The sequence below is a fragment of the Pseudovibrio denitrificans JCM 12308 genome (genome assembly GCF_001310815.1).
Taxonomy (GTDB): Bacteria; Pseudomonadota; Alphaproteobacteria; order Rhizobiales; family Stappiaceae; genus Pseudovibrio; species Pseudovibrio denitrificans.
Window position 1 is genome coordinate 1 of sequence record NZ_BAZK01000047.1, and the last position, 11,984, is coordinate 11,984.

The 11,984-nt window shown below is 47.1% G+C and carries 11 protein-coding genes and 1 pseudogene; 6 read left to right on the forward strand and 6 right to left on the reverse strand.

What is annotated here, in order from left to right; genetic code table 11:
- From JCM12308_RS27060 to JCM12308_RS27075, 4 genes are all read left to right on the forward strand, one after another.
- A partial coding sequence (locus JCM12308_RS27060; RefSeq protein WP_164845384.1) for a calcium-binding protein occupies positions 1 to 1,136 on the forward strand: 1,136 nt, incomplete at its 5' end.
- A complete protein-coding gene (locus JCM12308_RS27065; RefSeq protein ID WP_164845385.1) occupies positions 1,114 to 1,797 on the forward strand; it encodes an RHS repeat domain-containing protein in 684 nt (227 codons plus the stop codon). The genes JCM12308_RS27060 and JCM12308_RS27065, both read left to right, overlap by 23 nt.
- On the forward strand, positions 1,787 to 3,199 hold the full coding sequence (locus tag JCM12308_RS27070) for an RHS repeat domain-containing protein (RefSeq protein WP_054785727.1): 1,413 nt from the start codon (positions 1,787 to 1,789) through the stop codon (positions 3,197 to 3,199). The genes JCM12308_RS27065 and JCM12308_RS27070 overlap by 11 nt, the downstream gene beginning before the upstream one ends.
- A complete protein-coding gene (locus JCM12308_RS27075; protein WP_054785728.1) occupies positions 3,189 to 3,572 on the forward strand; it encodes a hypothetical protein in 384 nt (127 codons plus the stop codon). Before JCM12308_RS27070 ends, JCM12308_RS27075 begins: the two co-directional genes overlap by 11 nt.
- A 247-nt stretch (positions 3,573 to 3,819) precedes the next feature.
- Here JCM12308_RS27075 and JCM12308_RS27080 read toward each other — a convergent pair whose 3' ends face one another.
- From JCM12308_RS27080 to JCM12308_RS27095, 4 genes are read right to left on the reverse strand one after another with little or no spacing between them, the layout of a single operon-like run.
- A complete protein-coding gene (locus JCM12308_RS27080; protein WP_054785729.1) occupies positions 3,820 to 5,463 on the reverse strand; it encodes an ATP-binding cassette domain-containing protein in 1,644 nt (547 codons plus the stop codon).
- Positions 5,460 to 6,614, reverse strand: coding sequence for a YcaO-like family protein (locus tag JCM12308_RS28115; protein WP_083417540.1), 1,155 nt, complete (start codon positions 6,612 to 6,614; stop codon positions 5,460 to 5,462). The genes JCM12308_RS27080 and JCM12308_RS28115 overlap by 4 nt, the downstream gene beginning before the upstream one ends.
- The gene (locus tag JCM12308_RS27090) at positions 6,611 to 7,390 is read right to left on the reverse strand and encodes a SagB family peptide dehydrogenase (RefSeq protein ID WP_054785731.1); all 780 of its coding nucleotides are present in this window, start codon (positions 7,388 to 7,390) and stop codon (positions 6,611 to 6,613) included. Before JCM12308_RS27090 ends, JCM12308_RS28115 begins: the two co-directional genes overlap by 4 nt.
- A complete protein-coding gene (locus JCM12308_RS27095) occupies positions 7,383 to 8,240 on the reverse strand; it encodes a hypothetical protein (protein ID WP_054785732.1) in 858 nt (285 codons plus the stop codon). The genes JCM12308_RS27090 and JCM12308_RS27095 overlap by 8 nt, the downstream gene beginning before the upstream one ends.
- A 554-nt stretch (positions 8,241 to 8,794) precedes the next feature.
- On the opposite strand from JCM12308_RS27095, the gene JCM12308_RS27100 reads away from it, so the two are divergent.
- Together JCM12308_RS27100 and JCM12308_RS27105 are read left to right on the forward strand one after the other, a co-directional pair.
- Positions 8,795 to 9,046: a helix-turn-helix domain-containing protein gene (locus JCM12308_RS27100; RefSeq protein ID WP_054785734.1), complete on the forward strand. Its 252-nt coding sequence runs from the start codon at positions 8,795 to 8,797 to the stop codon at positions 9,044 to 9,046.
- A 149-nt stretch (positions 9,047 to 9,195) separates the two neighbouring features.
- The gene (locus JCM12308_RS27105; RefSeq protein WP_244272046.1) at positions 9,196 to 10,347 is read left to right on the forward strand and encodes a type II toxin-antitoxin system HipA family toxin; all 1,152 of its coding nucleotides are present in this window, start codon (positions 9,196 to 9,198) and stop codon (positions 10,345 to 10,347) included.
- 26 nt (positions 10,348 to 10,373) lie between these two features.
- Here JCM12308_RS27105 and JCM12308_RS27110 read toward each other — a convergent pair whose 3' ends face one another.
- Positions 10,374 to 11,690 (reverse strand): HlyD family type I secretion periplasmic adaptor subunit, encoded by a 1,317-nt coding sequence (locus JCM12308_RS27110; protein ID WP_054785733.1) that lies wholly within the window; start codon positions 11,688 to 11,690, stop codon positions 10,374 to 10,376.
- Positions 11,683 to 11,984, reverse strand: a pseudogene (locus tag JCM12308_RS27115) (type I secretion system permease/ATPase); the annotation flags it as partial. The gene JCM12308_RS27110 and the pseudogene JCM12308_RS27115, both read right to left, overlap by 8 nt.

The window sequence follows — 11,984 nt, forward strand, 5'->3', positions numbered from 1 at the left end:
TCGCCAATATCGAACGCGTGGGAGGGTCCAATTTTGATGATGTTCTCACAGGTGACGATCAAAATAACGTTTTGTATGCCCAACATGGCATAGACAAACTCTACGGTCTGGGCGGAGATGATCAGCTTAATGCCTACGGCTCCGGTGCTGATATCCTCGATGGCGGGGAAGGCACTGATACCGTGCGCTACTACTACGCCTCCTCTGGGGTTACCGTAAACCTGGCAGATCCTAGCCAGAATACAGGGGATGCAGCAGGTGACACTTACGTCTCCATTGAACGCGTTATGGGGACCCGCGATCATGCTGACACGCTAATCGGGGATGCTGGCAACAACAGACTTTATGGATACGCTGGTGGAGATACGCTGGATGGGGGGCCAGGAGTTGATATCGTCGATTATGCATCGTCTCCAACAGGGGTTTCCGTCAACTTGACAACCGGGGCTGTCTCAGGTGGCCACGCCGAGGGCGATACGATCTCTAACTTTGAGATCATTATGGGTTCCAATCATGATGACGTCTTGATTGGCGATGAGCAAAACAATGCTCTTTACGGCTTTAAAGGAAATGACCGTCTGGAAGGTAAGAGCGGTAATGATACCCTCAATGCGTATCATGGCGGTAACGCCTATCTTGACGGGGGGCCGGGTGTAGATACCGCCCGCTATCGTTGGTCCAAGCACGCTCTAACCATCAATCTTGCAGATCCAAGCCAAAACACAGGCGATGCGGCTGGCGACACCTATGTCTCCATTGAGAACGCAACAGGCAGTGATGCCTATGGCGACAGCCTGACCGGTGACAGTGGCAACAACCGTCTGTCTGGCTATGGCGGCAACGACACCCTCAATGGGGCAGCCGGCAATGACAATCTACATGGCGGCAAAGGCAATGACACCTTTGTCTTTGAAGGCATCAGCTTTGGCCGTGATGTAATTGAAGACTTTGCTGCAGGCCATGGGGAAGGCGATGTCATTCAGCTTAAAGGCACAGGTCTGACCAGCTTTGCTGATGTATTGGCACGCACCAGTACATCTGGAAGCAATACCCTCATTCAGATCAACACTACCAACACAGTCACAATCAGAAACACAGCACCTGGGGATCTCCATGCAGATGACTTCAGGTTCTAATTTTTTTGTACGCAACTTTAATTTGAGTTCAGGTCTTGCGACCAGAGGTACTGTTAAAATGAGCAAGTTAGCAAACATCTTAAACTCATCGCTAACACTCAAGAGTGTCATAGGTTTTATTCTAGGCCTGGCACTTGGGGGTCCTGCTCAAGGTGCGCCTGAGGATGTGAGCTACACCTATGATGAAGCGCGCACTGGCTATTACAATACCGGCCAGCTCACCAGTTTGAGCAATGAGGCTGCAACTATTCTTTATGATTATGACAGCCATGGCCAGCTGGTGCGCGAACGCTACCTCATTGATGGACAAACCTATATCCGCACTTACTCTTATGATGAGGCAGGGCGGCTGCGTAAAAGATCCTTCTCCGATGGGGAGGTCTGGCCGCCGTCAAATGGGCAATACCAATATGACCAGGCCGGGCGCCTGATCTCAATTCCTGGAGCAATCAATCAGGTCACATACAACAGCTTTTCTGATATTGCCCAGGTGGACTATGCCAACGGCACCCGTGTTGAGCAAAGCTACAACTTACAACGTGAATGGTTGCTGGGAACCAAACTGACCAAAGGGGCTCAGGTTCTGTTTGAAGAGCAGTATACCCGAGACACTTTAGGGCGCATCACCAAGATCAGATCCAACCGGGCCAATGGCAACTGATTATAGCTATGATGGGGTCAACCGGTTAAGCGCTGCCACCAATGTGGGCAACAGTGCATTGACCCGCAGCTTTACCTATAGCCCCTCCGGCAATCTGCTCTCCAAGAGTGATGTTGGCACCTACTCATATCCTGCGCCAACAGCTGCCCGTCCGCATGCTCCCACCAAGGCTGGGTCCTGGACTTTTTCTTATGATGGCAATGGCAACATGGTCTCCGGTAAGGGCCGGACAATCACTTATGATGGCAAAGATCGTCCGATCTCAGTGACCATGGGCGGGGTAACCACCCAGTATGTTTATGGTCCAGATGGCGCGCGCTTAAAAAAGATCTCTGGAGGTCAGACCACCCTATATCTGGGCACTGATGAGGAGATCCTGCCCGATGGCACGGTGATCAAACATCTGGATGGTTCTGTGCGCCGTGTGGGCACCACCACCAACTGGCTCCACCGCGATCACTTATCTTCGGTGCGCATGCTGACCAACAGTGCTGGTGACATTGCCGCGGTTAGTCGTTATCAGCCTTATGGCAAGCGTACAGATGTTCAGCAGGCAGCTGATACACCGCGTGAAAGCAAAGGTTGGATTGGTGAACGCGATGATCCAGAAACTGGCCTAACCTACCTCAATGCCCGTTATTATGATGCTGATCTGGCTCAGTTCCTGCAAGCTGATTGGCTTAACCCAACCCATCCTTACGTGGGAACCAACCGATACAGCTACGCACTCAACAACCCGATCGCATTCAAAGATCCAACCGGTAACTATGCAATTGATGATGGGGAGTTGGATGCAGTCGTCGTCTATTCAGATTACGATCCTTGTAGTGGACTATGTGAAGGAGGATACGGTTATCGGGGACCCGGTCGGGATGAAGATCGCAATCCAACAAGCAGATACAAACATGTCCAGATTGCTCAAGCCAAGGTGCTCCAGCTTTCTGTAGTCCCTGGGTACTATCCAGGGGTGAACTTATCACAAAATCAGGCACTTGCTGAGTTTGAACAGGACTTTTTCGACTACATAATCACAAACGGGCCAGCATCTCATGTGATGTATGGTGCAGCCTACCTAACGTATGGCAGCATTTATTTACAAAACCAAGAAGTTGATGCTAACGGCAAGAAAAAGGCGCAGGATCCCCCTGTCCCTGGTGCAAAGCCTGGACAAAAAACCAAAGGTAGAACTCAGCAATGGGAGAAGCCTGGTGATTTCCAAGATGCCTTAAAAGACTATAAAGACAAGAACCCTGAAAAGGTTAAGTCGCTTCCTGACGGAGGAGAAGTAGGCAAGCTACCTGATGGAAGAATGATTAATGTGCGTCCATATAGCTCCGATAATCGACCAACCATAGAAATACAAGACGGCAAAAACAGAATCAAAATCAGATATGGAGACTGACTTGAAGCCACAATTTATTCCCTACTCGGTACCTGCTTTAACAGGGAAAAGCTTTCACTGTCTAAAAGTTACAGACCATCGTGATGGTGTACAAATTGAGCTCACGCGAGACAATGGAAATGTAACTGTGATATTCGAAACTAGAGAATTGGTTGCCGTTTCAGAAGAAGGCTTTCGACTAAAAACATTAGCCTTAATCGCCGACAAACTACCGCATTTGATTTTTGAAGTTAAGAATTCTCCTCTTCTGGCATTGTTGAAAGATGAGGACTTAGAAACTCATGAAGTCTCCGGTTTGATGCATTTCATGATATTAACTTCTGAAGATATAATAGATGTTATTAGCTTTGATACGCCAACATTTGTATATTAGAGTGCAATGAAGAATAGGCACTGACTTCAGACAAACTTGGGTGATGTCAAATTATTTCAAGTTAGACGCAAAAGCATGCAGGGCATATTTTTCAGCGTGCAATTCAACTGTGTAGTCATGCTATAAATTGAAAGCAACATTAACGTGAAAACAAACTTGGGAACTTCATCAAACTCAGTTATTCAGAGTGAAGTGATTTGGCATTCCAGTATAGCTGCACTACTTTCACAGCCCGATCAGTTCTTCTTTATTTAATGGCAGGTACCGCTTCGTCAGATTGAACAACACACCCATTCAAGATCTTAAATTGAATGTCTGCGTGATTGATGCATCGAGCATCATGCGTCACAACGATACAAGTCTTACTTATCGACAAGTTCTTCAACAACTCAATAACAACGTTCGCATTATCAGCATCCAAAGCCGATGTTGGCTCATCTAAGATCAACACCTGAGCTTCATGATACAACAATCGAGCGATACCGATCCGTTGACGCTGCCCCCCAGATACGTTCGCGCCATTTTCACCAACCCCCCGATCTAACAAGCTTGATATTTCATTTTTTGTGAACCCGCAGCTCTCTAACACAGCAAGTATTTTGCTTTCGATGACAGGCAAACCCAAGGCAATGTTATCTTGAATGGACATATCAAACAGATGAACATCCTGCGTTAAGTAGAAGATTTTATCGGAGTTATAGAGTGATTTGATAACACCATCATATTCATACAGCCCAGCCAGACATCGAGCTAATGTCGATTTCCCAGAACCTGATGGCCCGTAAATTGCGATTAACTGGTTCGAGGGGATGGTAAAACTTTCATTCTGAATGATTTTTTGACTACCATAAGAAATCGAAATTTGCTCTGCTTGAAAGACTTTGTCTGATGCATCGTCAATAACTGTATGAGGGATTTTTGTTGCAATAGTCTTTGTGTTCAGGAGGTCAAGTAGCTGTTTTGAGCTTGCTATCCCTTGGATGAAGAGGCGGTAAGCACCAGAAAACTGCAAGAGCGGCGTAATGATTTGAACAAGAAGACCATTTACGAGCACCAGTGTAGCTACCGTGGTTGGTGTGATGCCACTTGAGAATAAAACACTTCCTACGATAGATCCAACCAAAACACACAAAAGCAGACCCTGAAGGCATCCCAGAACAACCCCTGGCTTCAAAGAGGCGACCACTTCTTCAATAAAATCATCTGTCGCACTTCGATATCGCGTTTTGGCCCAGTTCGTTCGATCCAATGAACGTATTGTCTCGAACGAACGTAAGCTCTCAGATAAGATTTTGTAGTTGACAGTAGCTGTCGAAAACCATTTTTCTTGAAGTGCCCGGATCTTATTTGAAAGCCTGATTGTAATCAGAAGAAAACTGACGAGGATCGCAAGCGCCCACGAAGCAATTACCCAATCAATACGAACTGCGATGATTGCAATGAAGATAATCGCTTCGACAACCACAGGCGCCAATGAGAATATTCCATTGTACAAGGCAACTCGTAAGCCACTTAAGCCTCGATCAACAACAATTGCATTTTCACTTGGTGATTTGGATCTTGAAAAAGAAAATGGGAAATGGAAGAACGTTTCAATTGTCTTTAACGCCAGATGCTTTTGCACTTCCTGCTCAAAGCAAACGTATACCGCAAAGCGGCACTCTTCTACGAAGCGGATCAGAAAGAAAAGCACTGAGTATGCGAGAATGCCCATGGCAATGTTGTTTGCTGTATACTCTCCACTTGCGATTATCCACGCAAACAATACTGGGGTAAGTACACGACAAAGTGTTACGACCCCAAAGAGCAAAAACGAAATATAAAGAAGGACACGGGGACGTCCGTCAATTGCAGTCCAGATGTCACGTATTGTGAAGATCAATTTTGTCATGCGAATGGAATTGGCCCTGTGCGCACTTGCTTTTCATAACCAAGGTATTTAGCTGCTTGCTGATCTGCAGTCGTGGCTTGATTTTCAATCGACATAAGAGGAAAACTAGGCATACCCATTGTTGCTATGAAGGTTAGAGGCTGGCAACTGGGACCAAAGTCAAGTTGGCGATCGAATATTAGTATCTCGCTATCCAGCAGCTGCCTTCTCCAAGGCGGAGTGAAACTTTGACTTGGAAAATCTGATAAATGAGCACGTGCTAGATGCTGAAACTCATCTGCCCAATATTGAGTGTTGTACTGCAAATATCCTGCTGTGATGCTGTCAGTACTTTCTTGAATGTCAGTGTATTTATAGTCAGTATTGACGTTTTGGAATGTCAAAACAAATGCTTGATATAACTCCATAATTGCTTTGTTTATTGCTTCTCCGGCATTATCGCTACCTGCAGCGCCGGTTGCAAAATAGACAGGTCCTTGTTCATTCACGTAGAATGCAAGAAACGAGTGAAATGGTGCAAGAACCGATATGTCGAAAAGATAGATTTTACCTTGTTGAACATTTCGAAACCAAGATAGCAGCTTCCGACTGCTTGCATTTAAGTAATGTTTGGGGGGCTGCTCCGCTATTTCACAACAGTTAACGACATGCCCATAGTACCAAAAAAGACAGAGGGCTTGACGCTCTGCGAACTCAGCCAATGCTGCCCGTTTTGCTTGGTCACGATCTACGTGTATTGCACAACCAGAGCTATCTCTTATTGGCATAAAGCGAGAGTCTGGGTGCGGTCCAAGTGTGAATGGTAACGTTGGAACTAAACATGATGCATCACTTCCATGAAGTGAGACTACCTCACAGGCAAATCGATGCTCTTCAAGATCATGCTGGTCAGCAGCTTTAAACAGAGCTCTAAACCATTCCTGGTTCGTAGGCTCCAACTCAGAAAGACACCGGTAACACGCTGGATCTTGCAGTTCGCTAAATGACAATAATCTTTCAATCGCCTCTCCAGCAGAACGAATTCTCGTTGAGCGATCATACCCCGTTGCACAACTGCCTCTAGTCTCGCCGAACCGACCTGAGACCATTGTCGGTAGATCTAGATTCGGGGAAAGGTTGATACTAAAGCGAGGAAAGCTTGTTCCTATCATGAGGTCCCCCTCCCAACCAAATGACAAAACACAGGCCAGGCTGCTCGAGGGTCCACCCCCATCGAAATAGAGAGGGCTTCATCGGCAAATCCCCCCCAAACTCTGGATCTTAGTCCTAATCGTTCTGTTTGCTGAATGAGTGATTGGTACATTGATCCAACTTCTGCGCATGCCATCAAGTACCCACGCATCCCATATTTTGCGATCGGACGTATCGGTAAGATCGAGTAAAGAACGAAAAATGAGTAGCCATTTAGATTTTCTGCAGGAGCAAGAAACAAGTGCTTCTCAATCTCTGCCTGAGGACGAGCATTTAACCGCTCAAGCCGCTGTTGCTTTGGCAAGTAATGGTAAGTGCCAACTGCAAGCTCTGACACTTGTTTCGCAAATACAGTAACTTGGCCGGAGTACATAGCACCACCACTTGGATAGGGACGTGTAAATGGCGGGGCAGGGGACTCTCCGAACGCACTTGATAGTGCGGATAATAGATCATTTATAGGCAGAGCAGGACCATCAGAAAAAGAAGGGGCAGAAGGAAGCCTATTCGTTGAAGCAAGACCTTGCTGAGGCGGCGATAAGAGCTCACCACCAAATACATGCTCAGTTTTTTGCAGCATGCGGACTTGCTCGTTCGTCAGCGTGTTTTGACTGGGAAGCACCGCAGCCAGATCTTTTGCGCTCCTATTGTAACCACTGCTATGAAAGATGTAGGCCTCTTTTAGGAGTGTTCTATCAATATGATCACTAGCTATATGCTGAACGATTTCATGCATTCTCTTGCTCCATGACATCTCCAACATTCGTTTTGGTGCGAATGCAATCACACAATGGAGAAAAAGGAACTTTAACTGTCTGCCGTTTCAAGGAGGGCACATCGATTACTGATGTCATCAGTGGATCAAAAGGTGAAAACGCAGCAAAACCACCTCCCACCAACGCATCAGTGTACTGCTTTAGATATCTGATTATAAAGGCAATATCAGTCGAATCTAAAGGAATAGCGGGGATTTCACCTCCCAAAGTTTTGGTCAGGTCATAAACATCAGATAAGCCCATCATTGCGTCTTTAGGATCGAAGAAAATACGATCCAACGCAAAGTCAATGTTGCAGAGTGGACATGGTGTCAAGGAATCTGGGTACCAAACAGAGCTGATAATGTAGCAATCGCGAGCTTGAAAACCTACCAAAAGGCGATCTCTTGCGTCTAAACTGTCCATGTGCTGCTTGATGAAGGCAGTATCTGGATACCCCTCAAATGCAACAATCACTAATTTGGATTTCTTCTGCTCATGTTGATCATCTTGGCTCGGATATCCGAGCTTGTTTGCAATGTTAGCAATTTGATCAGAGGTGGTAGCCAACTCAAGTTGCAATCGAGGCACTGAAGTTCTTACTATTATTCCAAGATCAACTTCAAAGTACTCGACAACTTCATCTATCGGAGATCTTGAGTGCTTCTTAATTAAACTATAAAGCCCCGTCAGGGTAAGGGTTTTACCCTTCGGCAAGGACAACACAATATTAGAGATCGCAGGATCTGTAATTTCGAAAAAACCCAAGCTAGATTGTACCATGATACCTTGAGTGAGATCGCTGTGTCCAAAATTTTGAATGCAGTACATAAATTTAGTGCCTCAAAGAACCGGCGGCTTATTAGACCGCCGGGAAGTATATGCTTATCAGGAGTTATTTTGGCAGCCCACACTGTTGTTACATGAGGCACAGTTGTTCTGAGACTGATTTGAATAACGCGTTTTGATTGAATGCATTTTCTTAGCGATAGTATTACCAAATTTATTAGACATACTACTCCCCTTTTCTCTTACAAATAGGTTTACGATATTAATCACGCAACGTGACTTCGTAATAATTGATGCGATTCAAAAATAATAAAAGTGAAAGTTGATAACTCTACTTATTTTACTTAATTAAATTATTGAATATTGATATACTAAATATATCAACGACTAAGCGTCGCCGACATAATCTTAATTGATATGCGACTTACATAATTAATTATTTTCGTACAACAAATCCACATGGCGATTTCATTTAGGATTCAAATACATTTCAGCCTCAACATTCATGATCTGTAGATCATTATCATGCTTTATGATCACTCAATCATATTGATATTTTATGATTTGAAAATCATACTCTGGCAATGAGCAAAAATATGAAACAACTCGCACGCACGCCTAAAGACATAGGACATGCCATTCGCCAAGCACGAAAGGCACTCAAGCTTACACAAAAAGAACTAGCAAACAGAAGTGGTGTGTGGCAGGAGACCATCTCCAAAATTGAAAATGACGTTGGTGGTACAAAGATCGATACCATTTTTGACTTACTTGCGGCTTTGGACCTCGAAATCCAAATACAACCACGCACAAAAGGCATGGCCATACCAATGGACGAGCTATTCTAAATGGGACGGCGAAAAAGCTATCAACCATTAGATGTTTTTATGAATACTCGACTGGTGGGTACTCTATCACGCGAAAGCTCAGGTGCGGTCAGCTTCTCCTATGCATCTTCCTGCTCGAGCTCGAAAATGCTTTACCAGTTTCGCTCTCATTGCCTTTACGTCCAGATAGATATGCTGGCCTTCCTGCAATTGCAGTCTTCGATAACTTGTTGCCAGATAACGATGACATACGCAGGCGCGTAGCAGAACGTGTCGGCGCCCAAGGGACAGATGCCTATAGCATGCTATCTGCAATCGGAAGAGATTGCATAGGCGCATTACAGTTTCTACCTAAAGGCGAACATCCTCAAGCAACCAATGAGCTGATAGGAGAGCCCGTCAACGAAGAGCAAATTGAAAGAATACTAAATGAGCTCGACATAGCGCCGCTTGGCATCCGAAAAGAAAGAGATTTTCGGATTTTGGTGGCGGGTGCTCAGGAGAAAACAGCGCTTTTGTATCATCAAGGTCAATGGATTGAGCCATCTGGAACAACACCAACAACTCATATTATCAAGCCACAAATTGGACGATTGCCAAATGGTATGGATCTATCTTACAGCGTAGAGAACGAATATCTATGCCTCAAACTATTGAATGCATTTGGTCTTCGTACAGCCAAAACAGAAATAGTAACATTTGGCGAACGCAAGGCATTGGTTGTTGAGCGCTTTGATCGATACTGGAGCGATGATGGGCGCTTGATACGATTGCCCCAGGAAGATTTCTGTCAAGCTCACTCAACTCCACCAACCCAAAAATATCAAAACGAAGGTGGTCCCGGTATTGTTGAAATCATGGACAGCTTGCGTGGGAGTGATGAGCCAACAAAAGACCGACTGGAATTCTTTAAAGCAAACATTCTGTTTTGGTTGATGGGCGCAACGCATGGGCATGCCAAAAACTTCAGTATTGCACTCATGGCAAATGGTCGTTTTCGTTTGACACCAATTTATGACGTACTAACGGTCCAACCAACTTATGATCTTAATCAGATCCAGCGCAAGGATTTCAAACTCGCCATGCGCTTTGGTACATCTAGTCATTATCGTGTTGAAGATATCTTCGGAAGACACATTGAGCAGACAGCTATTGCTGCTGGCTTGTCAAAAACTATCGTACAAGAGCTATTTCAAGAGCTACACAACCAGAGTGTTCAAGCCTTGGAGAGTACATTTGCAGAGCTCCCTAGTGGTTTCCCAAATATCCTTATAGATTCATTGCAAAATGCGTTCACCCAACGATTGAAGCGTCTCACATAAACACCCTCCGAAGAAGTAAGGGGCACTTACTTCTCCTTGAGTGCGTGAGCGATTTGGTCCTGGAGGGGTTTTACGAAGTAGGAGAGGACGGTGCGTTCGCCGGTTTGGATGAAGCCTTCGACGGGCATGCCCGGGACCAGTGTCTGGCCGTTGAGCTTTGGCATCTCGCTTTCCAGGATCTTCAGGCGGGCCAGATAGAACGGCTCACCGGTGACCTCATCACGGGTCAGGTCCGGGGAGACGTTGAGCACGGCAGCACCCAATTCTGGCGTGGTGCGCTGGTCAAAGGCGGCGAGGCGTACATAGGCGTCCTGTCCCACTTGCAGCTGGTCCACGTCGATTGGCTGAACACGGCTTTCGATCACCAGTTCGCTGTCTTCGGGCACCACCAACATCAAGGTATCACCCGGTGCAATCACGCCGCCCACGGTATGAACCGCAAGCTGATGCACATAGCCGGACTGCGGCGCGCGGATGTCGATGCGTTTCAGGCGATCTTCTGCGGCAACTTCCTGTTCTTCCAGCTCGGCAATCTGGGAGCGGATGGTCTGCAGGTCAGAGAGCACCTTTTCAAGGAACTCTTCATCCAGTTGCAGGATCTGCACGCGCTTTTCGCTGATGGCTTCCTTGGTCTGGGCGATCTGAGAGATCAGTCCGCCGCGGTCACCGATCAGCTCGGCGCGCTCGCGTTTGATGGCGGTGACCTGAGAGGCGTTGATCAGGCGTTTTTCTAAAAGCGAGGAGAAGTCAGAAAGCTGCTGGGTGACCAGATCGATGCTTTCTGCCTTGGCATCACGCTGCACCTGCAGGCCTTCAATCTGCTGCTCCAGCTGAGCAATCTGCTCGCCAAGCTGCTTTTTGCGGCCCTTGATGCCCTGCTGGCGGGCGTCAAACAGAGCCTGTTCGCCATCCAGAGCTGTGGCCGCGATCTCGTCGGTCTTGGCAAGCTCAACAAGGGTCTGCGGGAAGATCACACGCTGTTCGCGGCGCCATTCAGCGGAAAGGCGGGCTTCCTGTGCCTGCATCTGATGCAGACGCTTGCGGGTGATGGCAAGGTTGGCTTTGACCACGGTCTCGTCAAGGCGGAACAGCACGTCACCGGCTTTGACCTCGTCGCCATCTTTGACGAGGATCTCACCGACAATGCCGCCTTCCTGATGCTGGACCTTCTTGGCCTGACCATCAACCGCGATAGAGCCGGAGGTGATCACCGCGCTGTTGATCTTGGCAACAGAGGCCCAGCCTCCAAGGCCAAGAACCAGAACGCCTACAAGAGCGATACCCCAGCGCAGGTGTTTCTTACGGGAAGACTGAATGGAGGAAAGTGTTGTTTGCTCAGGCATGTGGCACCACGCTCAATGGTCCTGTTTTTGCAGCTGCCGGCGCTGGCTTAGTGCCGGGGGCTGGAGCTCCAGCTGGTGCAGGTACGCCGGCTGGGGCGCTAATTTTGGGCAGGACTTCTTCTTTCGGGCCAAAGGCGGCCTGCTGGCCATCCTTTACAACAAGCAGCAGCTCGACCGCTGAGATCGCGCTTGGTCGGTGCGCCACAACAATCACGATGCTGCCGTTCTGGCGCATCAGTTTGATGGCGCGGGTTAATGCGGCTTCGCCTTCTGCATCCAGATTGGAGTTCGGCT